This window comes from Clostridium thermobutyricum DSM 4928, from assembly GCF_002050515.1.
In the GTDB taxonomy this organism is placed as follows: domain Bacteria; phylum Bacillota; class Clostridia; order Clostridiales; family Clostridiaceae; genus Clostridium; species Clostridium thermobutyricum.
This window is the reverse complement of the sequence record NZ_LTAY01000037.1, coordinates 136,807-152,377: the sequence shown is the minus strand read 5'-3', so window position 1 is coordinate 152,377 and position 15,571 is coordinate 136,807. Positions and strand designations below refer to the sequence as shown.

The window sequence follows — 15,571 nt, the reverse complement described above, 5'->3', positions numbered from 1 at the left end:
TATCCTAGTCTTATTTTAATTATTAGAAAGAGTAATAATGTTTGTACTATATGTACAAAAAATAAGAAGTGTAAGATTGGAATGGAAAAAGAAAAAATGAAAAAAATAAATATAAATAAGTAAAATTTTAACATTATGATATAAATTGAATATAGAATTTAATTCCATAAAAAGGATAAAAATCCTTTAGAATAGCAAATGAAAACGTAATCAAAAAATTTCGTTTAAAAAGTGAGTGAATTTAAAAAATGAACATTTTTTATTAAAATGTTAAAAATGAAGCGAGATATTTATCAAAGTAATTTGACATTAAGGTTGAATATAATATAATTATTAATAAATTAGCCAGTGTAAATGGCGAGAAAGAATGGAGGGGTTAATATGGCAAAATACATAGGAGAAAGAATATTAATAAGTATTGTTACTATATGGGTAGTAGTAACTTTAACATTTTTCCTAATAAGATTAATGCCAGGTGGTCCGTTTGATGGTGAGAAAGTAACGGCAGAAATGAAAGAAATTTTAAATGAAAAATATGGATTGGACAAGCCAATAGGAGAACAATATAAAATGTATATGAGCAATCTTCTAAAAGGTGATTTAGGAGAATCAATGCAATTTAGAGGAAGACAAGTTTCAGACACTATAAAGTATTCTTTCCCTAAATCAGCAAAATTAGGAATAGTTGCAGTTATTGTATCACTTATTACAGGAGTATTATTAGGAATAGTATCTGCTCTTAAATCAGGAAAGTGGCCAGATAGATTATGTATGTTTATAGCAACTTTAGGAATAACAATTCCAAGTTTCGTAATAAGCTCATTATTAATTTATGTTTTAGTAGTTAAATTAAAAATAATACCAACTGCTATAGGGTTAGATAAGCCAGTAAATTATATTATGCCAGTTATAGCTCTTGCGGGATCTTCGATGGCATTTATAACTAGACTTACAAGAAGTAAACTTATAGATGTTTTAAAATCAGATTATATAAGAACAGCAAAAGCAAAGGGGCTAAGTGGCAGAGTAGTAATATTTAAACATGCTTTGAGAAATTCACTTATACCTATAGTAACTTATATGGGACCATTAATTGCAGGAATTCTTACTGGATCATTTGTAGTAGAAAAAATATTTGGAATACCTGGACTTGGAAATGAATTTGTATCAACAATAACAAGCAGAGATTATACAATGCTTTTAGGAGTAGTGGTATTTTTTAGTACATTAATAGTTGTTTGTAACTTAATAGTAGATATTTTATATGTAATTATTGATCCAAGAATAAAATTATCAAACTTAGAAAGTTAGGAGGAAAAACAAATGGAAAATTTAAAAATTAGTGAAGATATGTTTACTCCTATTTCTAAGGAGGAAAAACAATTTGAGAAAAATGTTAGGCCAAGTGTTGGATATTGGAAAGATGCTTGGAGAAGATTAAAAACTAATAAAGTAGCATTAGGCTCACTTATTGTGATAATACTTTTAGTTATTATGGTTATTGTAACACCAATGGTTTCTCAATATGCTTATGATGCACAAGATATGGCAGCTACTAGCCAAAGACCTGGAGGATCACATATATTTGGAACAGATACTTTAGGCCGTGATTTATTTGTAAGAGTTATGATGGGGGCAAAATACTCTCTTATAGTTGGAGTAGGAGCAGCCATAATAAATCTTTTTATAGGTGTAATATATGGAGCTATTGCAGGATTCTTTGGTGGAAAAGTGGATACTATAATGATGAGAATAGTAGATTGTCTTTATTCAATACCAACAATGATATATGCTGTTTTAATAATGGCAGTATTAAAAGGATCAGAATTTGATAAGACGGGAATAATTAGTATAATGATAGCTCTTTCAATTTCTTATTGGGTAGGTATGGCAAGGATAGTAAGAGGAGATATTCTTCAATTAAAACAGCAAGAATTTGTACTTGCAGCAAAAGCTTTAGGAGCTTCAAAGAGGAGAATATTATTTAAACATTTAATACCAAATTGTATAGGGTCAATTATAGTAACTATGACTTTATTGATTCCACAAGCAATATTTACAGAAGCATTTTTAAGCTATATTGGGCTTGGAATAAATGCTCCAAGAGCATCACTTGGTACACTTTGTAGTGAAGCACAAAGTGTAATAACAATTCATCCTTATCAATTATTTTTCCCAGCTCTTGTTATATGTATAATAATTTTAGCATTTAACTTACTTGGAGATGGGTTAACAGAAGCATTAGATCCAAAACATCAAAGATAGGAGGTAAATGAAATGGAAAAAATTTTAGAGGTAAAAGAATTAAAGACTTCATTTAAGACTCATATAGGTGATGTAAAAGCAGTTAGAGGAGTAACTTTTCATGTTAATAAGGGAGAAGCTTTAGGAATAGTTGGTGAATCAGGATGTGGAAAATCAGTAACTATGATGTCAATAATGAAGTTGCTTGCTGAAAATGCAAAAATAGATTGTAAAGAAATTTTATTTAATGGAGAAGATATAAGTAAATATTCAGAAAAACAAATGGAAGAAATAAGAGGAGAAAAGATGGGAATGATATTTCAAGATCCTATGACATCTTTAAATCCTTTATATACAATAGGTGAACAACTTATAGAGCATTATATGAAACATAAAAAAGCTTCAAAAAAAGAAGCATGGGAAAAAGGCATAGAAATGTTAGGTCTAGTTGGAATTCCAAGTCCTGAAAAAAGGATGAAACAATATCCACATGAATTTTCAGGAGGAATGAGACAAAGAGCTATGATAGCAATAAGTCTTATGTGTGAGCCTGAATTATTAATAGCAGATGAGCCTACAACAGCCCTTGATGTAACTATACAAGCTCAAATATTAGATTTAATGAAAAGCTTAAAATCAAAATTAAATACTGCAATTATACTTATAACTCATGATTTAGGTGTAGTTGCTGACCTTTGTTCAAGAATAAATGTAATGTATGGTGGAGTAATAGTTGAAACTGGAAGTGCAGAGGATATTTTTTATAGAGGAAAACATCCATATACATGGGGGCTTTTAAAGAGTGTTCCAGACCCTATGAAAAAAGAAAAAGAAAAATTAATACCAATAGATGGACAACCACCAGATCTTTTAAAACCACCAGTAGGATGTCCATTTGCAGATAGGTGTGATTATACAATGAAAATTTGTATGGAAAATTTACCTCCTTTATTTGATTTAGAGGATGAGCATAAATCTAGATGTTGGCTTTGCCATAAAAATGCTCCAAAGGTAGATAGAACTTTAAATGAATTAGATAAAGTAGGAGGAAGATAAAATGAGTGAAAAAAATGAAATTATTTTAGAAGTAAAAAACTTATGTAAGTATTTTCCTGCTAATAAAGGGGTTTTTTCAAAAAAAAGTTTTGTAAAGGCTGTAGATAATGTTTCATTTACAATAAAGAAAGGTGAAACTTTAGGACTAGTTGGAGAATCCGGATGTGGAAAAACTACAACAGGAAGAACTATATTAAAGCTTTATAATCCAACTTCAGGAGAGATAATTTTTAATGGAGAAAATATAGAAAATAAAAAAGATAATGAAATGCTTCCTCTTAGAAGGAAAATGCAAATGATATTTCAAGATCCATATGCTTCTTTAAATCCAAGAATGACAGTAGGAGATATTATAGGAGAAGCTATAGATATTCATGGTCTTTATAAAGGAAAAGAGAGAGAAGAAAGAATACGATATCTTTTAGATAAAGTTGGACTTAATGGAAGTCACATAAATAGGTACGCTCATGAATTTTCAGGAGGGCAAAGACAAAGAATAGGAATAGCTAGAGCTTTAGCGGTAGAACCTGAATTAATAGTTTGTGATGAGCCAATATCAGCATTAGATGTTTCTATACAAGCACAAGTTATCAATATGCTTGAAGAGCTTCAAGAGGAGCTTGGATTAACTTATTTATTTATAGCTCATGATTTATCTATGGTAAAACATATTTCAACTCACATAGGAGTTATGTATCTAGGGCAAATGGTAGAAAAAGGATTAAGTGATAATGTATATTTAAAACCAAAACATCCTTATACAAAAGCTCTTTTATCAGCTGTACCAGTTCCAGATCCTAATTATTCTAAAAATAATAAAAGAATAGTTTTAGAGGGAGATATACCATCTCCAATAGATCCACCACCTGGATGTAGATTTAAATCAAGGTGCAAAGAGGCTAAAGAAATTTGTGCATGTGAAACTCCAACTTTAAAAGAAGTGGAAAAAGGACATTTTGTAGCATGTCATTTATATTAGGGGATATAAATTTTCGTTAAGGAAATATATATTATTTAAAAATAAAAGGGGGAAAATTTATGAAATTAAGAAAAATAAAAAGTTTATGCACATTGGCTATAACAGTTACGATTTGTGCAGGAATTTTTGCAGGATGTGGAGGAGCATCAGAAGGGGGAAAAGATGCTAGTAAACCTTTAGTTTATAATGTTGGAGCTGTTATTGAAACAATTGATCCAGCATTAAATACAGCTGTAGAAGGAAGCACAGTTATAGGAAATGCTTTTGAAGGGCTTATGAGGCTAGACGAAAATGATAAAGCAATTCCAGGAGTAGCAGAAAGTTATGAAATTTCAAAAGATCAAAAAACTTATACTTTTAAATTAAGAAAAGATGCTAAATGGTCAGATGGAAAACCTGTAACAGCGAAAGATTTCCAATATGCATGGCTTAGATGTCTAAATAAAGATACAGCTGCTGAATATGCATATCAAATGTTTTATATTGATAAAGCAAAAGAATATAATCAAGGTAAAGCAAAAGCAGAAGAGGTTGGAATAAAAGTAATTGATGATAATACTTTAGAAGTTAAATTACATTCTGTAACTCCATATTTCTTAGGGTTAACTGCATTTGCTTCATATATGCCATTAAGAGAGGATGTTGTTGAAGGAAATAATACTTGGACAGAAAAAGGGGAAACTTATATTTCAAATGGTCCTTTCCAATTAAAAGAATTTAAAATGAAAGATTCTTATGAATTTGTAAAAAATGAAAATTATTGGAATAAAGATAATATAAAAATTTCTGGAATTACTTATAAAATGGTAGCTGATGAAAATACATCATATGCAACTTTACAAAATGGAGAATTTGATGTAATAGGAAATGTTCCATCTGAAATGATTAAGTCAGGAACAGAAGAAGGAATAGTTCAAACTTTCCCTAATCTAGGAACTTATTTCGTTTGCCTAAATGTTAATAATAATACTGATAAATTAAATTCTGAAGTTAAAAAAGCACTTCAAAACAAAGATGTTAGAAATGCATTAGCATTAGCTATAGATAGAGATTCAATAGTTACTAAAGTAACTAAATCTGGACAAGTTCCTTCAGCTAGTTTTACTCCAGCAGGAATACAAGATCCATCAGGAAAAGACTTTAAGAAAAATAAATTTGATCCAATGGATTTCAAAGGAAATAAAGAAGAAGCTAAAAAGTTATTAGCAAAAGCAGGATATCCAGAAGGAAAAGGACTTCCTAAATTTGAAGTATTGTATAATTCAGAAGGTGATGGACATAGAAAAGTTATGGAGATTATACAACAAAATTGGAAAGAAATTGGTGTTCAAGTTGAACTTAAGAATCAAGAATGGGCTGTATTTTTAAATACAAGAAATAAAGGAGATTATCAAATTGCAAGACATGGATGGTCAGCAGATTATGTTGATCCAATGACATTCTTAGATATGTGGGTAAGTGGAGAAGAAGGAAATCAAGCTAGTTGGGGTAATAACGATGCTCATTTTAATAATAAAGAATATGATGAATTAATAGAAAAAGCTAAGACAGAACCAGATCAAAATAAGAGATTTGAATATATGAGAAAAGCAGAAGATATTCTTCTTGATGAAATGCCAATAATTCCATTATATGATTATACAAAAACTTATGGAATAAATAAAAATATTAAAGGAATTCACGCATCCACATTAGGTCAAATTTATTTTGATAGAGTAACAATAGAATAATTTAAATAATAAAAAAACATCTAGATAAATATCTAGATGTTTTTTTATTAAAGTCCTATTACATCATTCATATCATAAAGACCAGGCTTATTTATATTACCCATATATTCGCAAGCTTTAAGTGCTCCTATAGCAAATACATCTCTAGAAATAGCGTTGTGAGAAAGTGTAATAACTTCTCCAAGACCAGCAAATATAACATCATGATCTCCAACAATTCCACCACCACGAATAGCATGGATTCCTATTTCATTTTTTTCTCTTTTCTTATGCCCATCTCTACCATGTACATATTGAGTTTCTTCACTTAATGAATTTTTTATTGTATCTGCAAGTAATATTGCTGTACCACTTGGAGCATCTACCTTTTGATTATGATGTTTTTCAACTATTTCAATATCATAGTTTCCATAAAGAAGTGGAGATACCTTTTTTAATAATGAATTTATTAAGTTTATTCCAAGAGACATGTTAGCAGATTTGAAAAGAGGTAATGTTTTACTTTTTTCATCTATTAATTTTAAGTCATCTTGAGTAAATCCAGTTGAGCATATAACAAGAGGTTTATTTGTTTTTTCTGTAAGAGTTAATAATCCTCTTAAAGCATCAGCTCTTGAGAAATCAAGAAGAACATCATACTCTATATTGACTTCTTCAGGAGAATGAAATACTGGGTATGAAAAAGAATTGTCATTTCTATCAATTCCACCAACAATTTCTAAATTATCAAAATCAGTTTCTGCAATTTTGCTTATAACAGTTCCCATTTTACCTGAACAACCATTTAATAAAATCTTAACCATTTTAAATCTCCTTAAATTAAATTGTGTTTTTCTAATTCTTTCTTCATAACATCCTCTAATGCTTTGTCCATTTCATATAATGGAAGTCTTAAAGGTCCAACTTCTAATCCCATTAAATTAAGAGCAGTCTTAACTGGGATTGGATTAGTTTCTAAGAAAAGAGAATTAGCAAGTTCTAAAGTTTCTATTTGAATTTCAGTACTTTTTTTACAATTTCCATCTAAATAAGCTTTTGTCATTTCATGAACTTCTTTAGGCATTACATTAGCAAGTACTGAAATAACTCCTTTTCCTCCAAGAGACATAATAGGAACTATTTGATCATCATTACCTGAATAAATATCTAAAGTGTCACCACAAAGAGCTTTTATTCTTGCAACTTGACTTATATCTCCACTAGCCTCTTTTACAGCTACAATGTTTTTTAATTTTGAAAGTTCTTTTAATACTTCTGGTGACATATTCATGCTAGTTCTACCTGGTACATTATATAAAATAATTGGTGTATTTACAGAAGCATTAATGGCTTCAAAATGTTTAATAAGTCCAGCTTTATTAGTTTTATTATAGTAAGGTGTAATAACTAAAAGTCCATCAACACCAATACTTTCTGCCCATTTACTCATAGCTATAGATGAGGCTGTGCAGTTAGAACCTGTTCCTGCTATAACAGGAATTCTTTTGTTAACAATATCTACTGTAAACTTTATAACTTCTTTTTTTTCATCTAAAGTCATTGTAGTAGCTTCACCAGTTGTTCCGCATATTATTATTGAATCTGTTCCTTCTTTAATATGCCACTCAAGAAGTTCTTTTAATTTTTCGAAATTAACTCCATCTTCTGTAAAAGGTGTAACTAAAGCAACACCTGAACCTTCAAAAATTGTCATTTGAAATCCTCCATTTCTACTTGTTTATCATTAATTCAGCAATTTGTACTGCATTTAAAGCAGCACCTTTTCTAATATTATCAGCTACAACCCATAAGTTTAATCCATTATCTATGCTGAAGTCTCTTCTTATTCTTCCAACATAAACTTCATCTTTACCAGTTACTGAAAGTGGTGTAGGATATTTTAATTCTTCTATATTATCATATACAACAACACCTTTTGCTGTGTTTAAAAGAGAAATAATATCAGAAACTTCAAATTCTTTATTAAGTTCTAAATTAATGCTTTCACTGTGAGAATTTAAAACTGGAACTCTTACTGTGGTAGCAGTAATTTTTAAATCAGGATTGTGAAGAATTTTTCTAGTTTCTTCAATCATTTTCATTTCTTCTTTAGTGTATCCATTTTCTAAAAATACATCTATGTGAGGAAGACAGTTTCCTGCAATAGGATAAGGGAATTTTTTTGGTTCAACTCCTTTAAGTCCATCTTCTAAATCTTTTATTCCTTGCATACCAGCACCTGAAACTGCTTGATAAGTAGAATATATAACTCTCTTAAGACCATAAGCATCATCAATTGCTTTTAATACAGGCATAGCTTGTATAGTTGAGCAATTTGGATTAGCAATTATTCCATTATGCCATTTTATGTCCTCAGGATTTACTTCAGGAACTACAAGTGGTACTTTAGGATCCATTCTCCAAGCACTACTATTATCAATAACTACAGCTCCAGTTTTTGAGAAAATAGGTGCAAACTCTAAGCTTGTATCACCTCCGGCAGAAAATAAAGCAAAATCTAATTCTTTATCTTCAATATTCTCCTTACAAGTTTCAATTACTGTATATTCATTACCTTTAAAAGTCATCTTTTTTCCAGCTGATCTTTTAGATGCGTAAAGATATAGATTCTTTATTGGGAAGTTTCTTTCAGCTAGTATTTCAAGGAATTTCCTTCCTACATTACCAGTTGCCCCAACAATAGCAACGTTATACAAATTAATCCCTCCTAAAAATTATATTTATAAAAATATTTATACAATAACTATAAGTTTTTATAAGAGAAATATCAAGGCTTATGGAAGAATTAGTGAAAAAATAAAAGTGAAAAATTTTTTATTTAGAATAAAGGAAAAAATAATGGGAATAATAAACATAAAATGAGTGCAAGGGGAATAAAAAATGAGCAAAACACCATTAAAAAAAATAATAAAATCTAAATTAAAAACAAATAAAGAATTGACTGAAGCGGAAAAACTTAGAGAAAAGCTTAAATATGAAATAGCAGAAGAGTTAGGGTTAAAAGATAAAGTTGAAAAGTTAGGATGGGGATGTTTAACTTCAGAAGAAACAGGAAGAATAGGTGGGCTTATGACAAAAAGAAAAAAAGAACTTAAAATTCCAACTAATGACCAAATTTTAGGGAGAAAAAAATCTTAAGTTTGACTAAATAGGATAATAATTATAATATATGTTTATATTTGTTTAAACCGATTGGGGGATTATACTATTATGGCATATTGTGAATTTGCAAAAATATATGATGAACTTATAAATGAAGATATAGATTATAAAAAAATTGGTGATAAAGTATTAGATATATGTGAAAGATATAATGTAAATAAAAAAAGCTATCTTGATTTGGCTTGTGGAACAGGTAATGTTTCAATAGAAATAGCGAAACAATTTAAAGAAGCATTTGCAGTTGATTTATCTGAAGAAATGCTAAGAGAAGCTTTTGAAAAATTTAAGAAAGAAAAGATAAGAAGTAGAATAGTAAGACAAGATATGACAGAGCTTAATCTTAATCATAAGTTTTCATTGATAACATGTGTATTAGATTCTACTAATTATATAATAGAAGATTCAGGAATAGTAAATTATTTTAAAAGTGTGTATAATCACTTAGAGAAGGATGGAATTTTTATTTTTGATATAAATTCCTATTATAAGCTTTCAGAAGTATTAGGAAATAATATTTATACTTATAATTCAGAAGAAGTTTTTTATAGTTGGGAAAATACATTTGAAGATTCAATAACAAATATGTTCTTAACTTTCTTTATTAAAGAAGGAGAACTTTATGAAAGATTCGAAGAAGAACATTATGAAAGAGCATATAAAGAAGAAGAAATAGAAAATTATTTAAAAATGGCAAATTTAAGTGTATTAGAAAAATGGGATGGATATTCTAATGAAGATGTAAATGAATATTCTGAAAGAATTCTTTATGTAGTTAAAAAAATGGAGGTATAGTATATGAAAGATAAAATTATAAGAGGAACAGCAAAGAATGGAATGGTTAGATTCATAGGAGGTATGACTACTAACTTAGTAAATGAAGGAACAAGATTACATAATTGTACTCCAGTTGCATCAGCAGCATTAGGAAGAATGTTAACAGCAGGAAGCCTTATGGGATGTCTTTTAAAAAGCGAAAAAGAAGTAGTTACTTTAAAAATAGATGGTAAAGGTGAAGCAAAAGGAGTAACTGTTACAGGACATTTTGATGGATCAGTAAAAGGATATATTGGAAATCCTATTATAGATTTACCTTTAAAGCCTAATGGAAAGCTTGATGTAAGTGGAGCAATAGGAAAAGATGGTATGTTATATGTTATAAAAGATTTAGGTCTTAAAGATCCATATGTGGGACAAGTGCCTATATACACAGGAGAAATAGCAGAAGATTTTGCTTATTATTTCACTGTTTCAGAACAAACACCATCAGCTGTATCTTTAGGTGTATTAGTAGATAAAGATTTAAGCATAAAATGCTCAGGTGGATTTATTATACAAATGATGCCTGATGCAGATGAATTATTAGCTGACGTAATAACATATAGATTAGAAGAGATGCCACCAATAACAACTTTATTAGATCAAGGAAAAGATATAAAAGAGATTTTAGAAATGATATTTGAGGATATGGATATTAATTTCTTAGAAGAAATAGAACCATCATATAAGTGTGATTGTTCAGAAGAAAGAGTTGAAAAAGCTCTTATAAGTATTGGAGCAAAAGAACTTGAAGATATATATAAAGATGGAAAATCAGAAGAGATAAAATGTCATTTCTGTGGTAAAGCATATATATTTACAAATGAAAAAATAGGAGAACTTTTAGAAAAAGCAAAAAATAAATAATTAGATAATAATAAAAAGCTATCGAGGATTTTGTCGATAGCTTTTTTTATTTTCAAAGTATTTTTTGAATTTTATTGGTTAAAATACAGTGGTAAAGAAAAAATAATTAAATATTGTAGATAAAGATAAATTTTCGTTTAGCTTTATCTAATTAAATTTAGAAACATTTATTATACGTACGAGTATTATATAGAAGAATTAAATAAGGAATATTCCACCACGATCAATTAATGGAGCGTCTTTTAGGTTAATATAGGAAACTTTATTGGTATGTAAAAATTTCTTTACTTCATTTCCATACTTATAATATTCTAAAGAACCAAAAAAAACCATAGTATTTTCATTTATTAAGCCACCTACACCACCTATAAAACCATAATCTAAACCAGGAAGTTCTATATCACCTGGGGGAAGAAGTAAAACATCATAACCGTTATTTTTTAACTCTTCACATGATTTTATATCTGATGTAATAAAAGAGTTTCTAGATACTTTAAGTATAGAACAATTTGAATATCCTTGTTTTACATTTATTTTTTTTAAGTGAGAACAGGATGATAAAAGTTTTTCATCTGTAAATTTAAAATTGTGTAATATAAAGTCTTCTGTAATAAGTGCATTTAAAGGAATATCATAAGGATAATTTTCTTTAAGCTCACTTTGAGAAAGAATATATGGAATTTCTTTTTCATTTAATATTTTTAAAAAACTTTGATCAATATTTTTTTGTACTATTAAAAATGGTTTTTTACAATTTACTAATGATAATTGGATATCAACATGACCATCTATAGCAGGATAAAGTGAAGGACATTTAGGAACTAAAATTGGAGAAAGTCCTAATTTTTTTAAATTCTCTAATTCAGTAGAAGTTATTCTATAGTCAACAAAGCAAAACACAATATACCTCCTTTAATTTATATATTTGATTCTAAGTTACTACTAGAAACTTAAAAAATCAAGTTATAGGAAAAGAGTTTAATTGTGGAATATATGTTAAATTAATGTTTGTATATACAAATAATTTTAAATACATACTATTACTAGAAGGGAGTGAACTCTATGCTTGTACTGAAATTGGCTTACATGGGAGAATTGGATTTTATAAAAGAGTTACAAGATTTGAAAACCCTACTTAAAACAAAAAATATAGTAATAGGATTAGTTGAAAAGATAGAAGGTGAAACTCATATTATAAAAGTTATGTGTGAGGATGAAAGTGAGAGTGTGCACCAAAAAATAAAATTTTATATAAGTGATATTTTATATAGAATGGTGATAAGAGATTATAAAAAAAGAGAAATGTTTCAGCTTATAAAAGATACTTATTTTTTTCTTAGACAAGATGAAATATTAGAGATAGAAATTTTAATTATGAAAGTTCTATATAGAGAAAATAAGATAGAAGATGAAACAGGAGTTTTTTGTGAAAATAAAATAAATAAAATAATAGAAAAAATAAAGGAATGTTTAGAAGAAAATAATGAACTTAATATAAATGGATTTATAACATTTAGAATGAGGAGCTTAAGAGGAGACATAGAGGAAATAATAGATAAAGTAATACAAAGATATATGGTTGATAAAGAATATAAAGAATTCATAAAATTATTAAAATATTTTGTTGAGATTCAAGATAGCAAGATGAATAAGATAAATATAATAATTGATAAAGATGGGAAATACAGAGTAGAAGATGAAGGTGGAAAAGATATATTTAATCAATTTACTAAAGAAATTGGAGATAGTAAAATAGGAATAGATGCAAATATTGAAGATGTAATAATAAGTGGATTAATAACAAATGCGCCTAAAGAAATATTGATTATGGGTAGAGAAAATTGTTTAAATAAAGAATTTATGAGGACTTTAGATAAAGTTTTTGAAGAAAGAATAATTTATTGTGATTAATAATAAAAAAAAGTGTTGACAATAAAAAATAAATAATATACAATAAGTTTTGTTAAGAAGAAACAGCCGTTTCTCACCAGCAACTCGGTAGATGTTCGCTTGGTTTTAAATTATCTTTTTAGTTTAGATAGTTCAGGACGGCTTAATGCCGTCCTTTTATTATATGTATTCTTTTATTAGTTAAAGACGGAGGTGGAAGCCATTAGTAAAAATTATATTGCTAACGAAGAAATAAGAGGAAAAGAAGCAAGAGTTATTTCAAACACTGGAGAACAACTTGGAATAATGTCAGTTAAGGATGCTTTAAATAAAGCATATGAAGAGGATTTAGATTTAGTGTTAATATCACCAAATGCAAATCCACAAGTTTGCAAAATAATGGATTTAGGAAAATTCATATATGAGCAATCAAAAAAAGAAAAAGAAGCAAAGAAGAAGCAAAAAATCATTAACATAAAAGAAATAAGATGTAGTCTTACAATTGAAGAAAATGATATTGCAATAAAAGCTAAAAATGCAAGAAAGTTCCTATTAGATGGGGATAAAGTTAAAATCACTGTTAGATTTAGAGGAAGAGAAATGGAATTAACTCACATTGGTGAGAGAATTCTAAATAACTTCTTAGGTAAGCTAGAAGACGTATGTATCGTTGAAAAGCCAGCTAAAAAAGAAGGAAGAAATATGACAATGGTTTTAGGCCCTAAAAAGGCATAACACTTGAGAGGAGGATTTTATCATGCCAAAAATGAAGACACATAGAGGTGCAGCAAAAAGATTTAGAAAGACAGGTACAGGGAAGCTTAAAAGAGCAAAAGCTTTCAAAAGCCACATACTAACTAAAAAAAGCCAAAAAACTAAGAGAAATCTTAGAAAAGGTGGATACGTAGATAGTACACAAGAAAAAGTAATGAAGAAATTATTACCATACCTATAAGAATTAGGATACAGGAGGTTTTTAAAGAATGGCAAGAGTAAAAAGAGCAGTTAACGCTCGTAAGAATCATAAAAAAGTTTTAAAGCTTGCAAAAGGATACTACGGTGGAAAGAGTAAGTTATTTAAAACTGCTAACGAATCAGTAATCAGAGCATTAAGAAATGCATATGTTGGAAGAAGATTAAAGAAAAGAGATTACAGAAGACTTTGGATCGTAAGAATAAATGCAGCAGCTAGAATGAATGGACTTTCATACTCAAGATTCATGAACGGAATCAAATTAGCTGGTGTTGACATAAACAGAAAAATGTTATCAGAAATCGCTATAAACGATGCTGCAGCATTTGCTGAATTAGTAGAATTAGCTAAAAAACAAATAAATGCTTAATTAACATAAGAATGCGACTTAGGTCGCATTTTCTTTATATTTTTTTAAATTAAAATTTTGTAAATAAAATATTTGAAAATTGTGTATAATAGGAGTATATAAATAAAAGCAACTATGAGGTGAGTAATGGAGAAAAAAACTATAAAAAAATTTAATTTGAGTGGAGTACAAGTCTTATCATTAGGTTTTGCAATAGTAATACTTATAGGGGCAATACTTTTGAGTTTGCCAATATCATCCACGAGTGGTAAGTCTACAAACTTCTTAGATGCTCTTTTTACATCAACATCAGCAGTTTGTGTTACAGGATTAATAACTCTAGATACAGGAACATATTTTAATATGTTTGGACAGACTGTTATAATGTTATTAATTGAAATTGGTGGATTAGGATTTATGTCCTTTGCTACTTTTATTGCAGTATTATTAGGTAAAAAAATCACATTGAAAAATAGACTACTTGTACAAGAAGCAATGAATACTTTTAGTATACAAGGTCTAGTTAAAATGGTTAAGTATGTATTAGGTTTCACTTTTGCAGTTCAATTTTTTGGAGCATTATTACTTTCTACTCAGTTCATTCCTCAATTTGGAGTTTTAAAAGGAATTTATTTTAGTATATTTCATTCTATTTCAGCTTTTTGTAATGCTGGATTTGATCTTATGGGGCATTTTAGTAGCGTAACAAGTTATGTGAATAATCCTGTTATATTATTGACTATTAGTGCTCTTATAATAATAGGCGGATTAGGGTTTACTGTATGGCTTGAAATTTATAACTATAGAGGAATTAGAAAAGTGTCAGTTCACTCAAAAATAGTAATTGTAACTACAATTATTTTAATAGTAGTTGGAACTGTTTTAATGTTTATTTTTGAGATGCATAATAGTGCAACTTTAGGAAATATGAATTCTGGTGAAAAGTGGTTAAATTCATTTTTTGCTTCTGTTTCTCCAAGAACAGCAGGATTCAATAGTGTTTCTACAGATGGAATGACTATATCAGGTAAATTTCTTACTATAATCTTAATGTTTATAGGAGGTTCACCGGGCTCAACAGCTGGTGGATTAAAAACAGCTACTTTTGGTATAATAATATTAACAGTAATATCTGTTATAAAAGGTAGAGAAGATACTGAAGCTTTTGGTAGAAGATTTTCAAAAGATCTTGTATATAAAGCATTTGCTTTACTTATGATAGGAATTATGTTAGTAATTGTTGTAACTATGATACTTGCAATTACTCAACCTAATGAATCATTTATAGATCTTTTATATGAAGCTACTTCAGCATTTGGAACAGTTGGTCTAACTACAGGAGTTACACAAAGGTTAAATGCTATAGGGAAAATAGTTATAATGATAACAATGTATCTTGGAAGAGTTGGTCCAATGACAGTGGCATTAGCTTTTATTAGAAATAAAGTTAAGCAAAGCCACAAATATCCAGAAGGTAAGATATTAATTGGTTAAGGGGATGATTA

General features: G+C 28.6%; 17 protein-coding genes. 13 read left to right on the top strand and 4 right to left on the bottom strand.

All coding sequences use genetic code 11. From position 1 onward, the window contains the following. Window positions 1-381: 381 nt before the first annotated feature. From CLTHE_RS07810 to CLTHE_RS07790, 5 genes are read left to right on the top strand one after another with little or no spacing between them, the layout of a single operon-like run. Window positions 382-1,311, top strand: coding sequence for an ABC transporter permease (locus CLTHE_RS07810; protein WP_080022749.1), 930 nt, complete (start codon window positions 382-384; stop codon window positions 1,309-1,311). 12 nt (window positions 1,312-1,323) lie between these two features. Further along, complete coding sequence (locus CLTHE_RS07805) at window positions 1,324-2,265, top strand: ABC transporter permease (RefSeq protein ID WP_080022748.1); 942 nt, start codon at window positions 1,324-1,326, stop codon at window positions 2,263-2,265. Window positions 2,266-2,277: 12 nt separating this feature from the next. Then, window positions 2,278-3,300, top strand: a complete 1,023-nt coding sequence (locus CLTHE_RS07800; protein ID WP_080022747.1) for an ABC transporter ATP-binding protein — start codon at window positions 2,278-2,280, stop codon at window positions 3,298-3,300. 1 nt (window position 3,301) lies between these two features. Beyond that, on the top strand, window positions 3,302-4,279 hold the full coding sequence (locus CLTHE_RS07795; protein WP_080022746.1) for an ABC transporter ATP-binding protein: 978 nt from the start codon (window positions 3,302-3,304) through the stop codon (window positions 4,277-4,279). A 59-nt stretch (window positions 4,280-4,338) separates the two neighbouring features. Beyond that, complete coding sequence (locus tag CLTHE_RS07790) at window positions 4,339-6,009, top strand: peptide ABC transporter substrate-binding protein (RefSeq protein ID WP_080022745.1); 1,671 nt, start codon at window positions 4,339-4,341, stop codon at window positions 6,007-6,009. Window positions 6,010-6,056: 47 nt separating this feature from the next. Here the strand turns inward: CLTHE_RS07790 and dapB are convergent, their stop codons facing one another. Genes dapB through CLTHE_RS07775 form a run of 3 tightly spaced genes read right to left on the bottom strand, consistent with a single transcriptional unit; the run spans window position 6,057 to window position 8,705 of the window. Next, on the bottom strand, window positions 6,057-6,812 hold the full coding sequence (gene dapB / locus CLTHE_RS07785) for a 4-hydroxy-tetrahydrodipicolinate reductase (RefSeq protein ID WP_080022744.1): 756 nt from the start codon (window positions 6,810-6,812) through the stop codon (window positions 6,057-6,059). 11 nt (window positions 6,813-6,823) lie between these two features. Continuing rightward, on the bottom strand, window positions 6,824-7,702 hold the full coding sequence (gene dapA / locus CLTHE_RS07780) for a 4-hydroxy-tetrahydrodipicolinate synthase (protein WP_080022743.1): 879 nt from the start codon (window positions 7,700-7,702) through the stop codon (window positions 6,824-6,826). 16 nt (window positions 7,703-7,718) lie between these two features. Beyond that, window positions 7,719-8,705 (bottom strand): aspartate-semialdehyde dehydrogenase, encoded by a 987-nt coding sequence (locus tag CLTHE_RS07775; protein ID WP_080022742.1) that lies wholly within the window; start codon window positions 8,703-8,705, stop codon window positions 7,719-7,721. 184 nt (window positions 8,706-8,889) lie between these two features. Here CLTHE_RS07775 and CLTHE_RS07770 point away from each other — a divergent pair, with 184 nt between their 5' ends. The 3 genes from CLTHE_RS07770 to hslO all read left to right on the top strand — a co-directional run bounded on the left by CLTHE_RS07770 (window position 8,890) and on the right by hslO (window position 10,854). Further along, entirely contained in the window at window positions 8,890-9,147 is a 258-nt protein-coding gene (locus tag CLTHE_RS07770) for an alpha/beta-type small acid-soluble spore protein (protein WP_002597654.1), read from the top strand. Between the two features lie 72 nt (window positions 9,148-9,219). Continuing rightward, on the top strand, window positions 9,220-9,963 hold the full coding sequence (locus CLTHE_RS07765; protein WP_080022741.1) for a class I SAM-dependent DNA methyltransferase: 744 nt from the start codon (window positions 9,220-9,222) through the stop codon (window positions 9,961-9,963). 3 nt (window positions 9,964-9,966) lie between these two features. Then, a complete protein-coding gene (hslO, locus tag CLTHE_RS07760) occupies window positions 9,967-10,854 on the top strand; it encodes an Hsp33 family molecular chaperone HslO (RefSeq protein WP_080022740.1) in 888 nt (295 codons plus the stop codon). Between the two features lie 198 nt (window positions 10,855-11,052). Here hslO and CLTHE_RS07755 read toward each other — a convergent pair whose 3' ends face one another. Beyond that, window positions 11,053-11,754, bottom strand: coding sequence for a DUF6873 family GME fold protein (locus tag CLTHE_RS07755; RefSeq protein WP_080022739.1), 702 nt, complete (start codon window positions 11,752-11,754; stop codon window positions 11,053-11,055). Window positions 11,755-11,916: 162 nt separating this feature from the next. Between CLTHE_RS07755 and ytxC the strand changes: the two genes are divergently transcribed. The 5 genes from ytxC to CLTHE_RS07730 all read left to right on the top strand — a co-directional run bounded on the left by ytxC (window position 11,917) and on the right by CLTHE_RS07730 (window position 15,560). Beyond that, entirely contained in the window at window positions 11,917-12,765 is an 849-nt protein-coding gene (gene ytxC / locus CLTHE_RS07750) for a putative sporulation protein YtxC (protein ID WP_080022738.1), read from the top strand. A gap of 192 nt (window positions 12,766-12,957) precedes the next feature. Then, window positions 12,958-13,479 carry a translation initiation factor IF-3 gene (gene infC / locus CLTHE_RS07745; protein WP_002597659.1) on the top strand — a complete coding sequence of 174 codons (522 nt, stop codon included), beginning with the start codon at window positions 12,958-12,960 and terminating at the stop codon, window positions 13,477-13,479. 22 nt (window positions 13,480-13,501) lie between these two features. Next, on the top strand, window positions 13,502-13,699 hold the full coding sequence (rpmI, locus tag CLTHE_RS07740; protein WP_002597660.1) for a 50S ribosomal protein L35: 198 nt from the start codon (window positions 13,502-13,504) through the stop codon (window positions 13,697-13,699). A gap of 28 nt (window positions 13,700-13,727) precedes the next feature. Further along, window positions 13,728-14,087 carry a 50S ribosomal protein L20 gene (rplT, locus tag CLTHE_RS07735; RefSeq protein WP_002597661.1) on the top strand — a complete coding sequence of 120 codons (360 nt, stop codon included), beginning with the start codon at window positions 13,728-13,730 and terminating at the stop codon, window positions 14,085-14,087. A gap of 126 nt (window positions 14,088-14,213) precedes the next feature. Further along, window positions 14,214-15,560, top strand: a complete 1,347-nt coding sequence (locus CLTHE_RS07730; protein ID WP_080022737.1) for a TrkH family potassium uptake protein — start codon at window positions 14,214-14,216, stop codon at window positions 15,558-15,560. Window positions 15,561-15,571 lie beyond the last annotated feature (11 nt).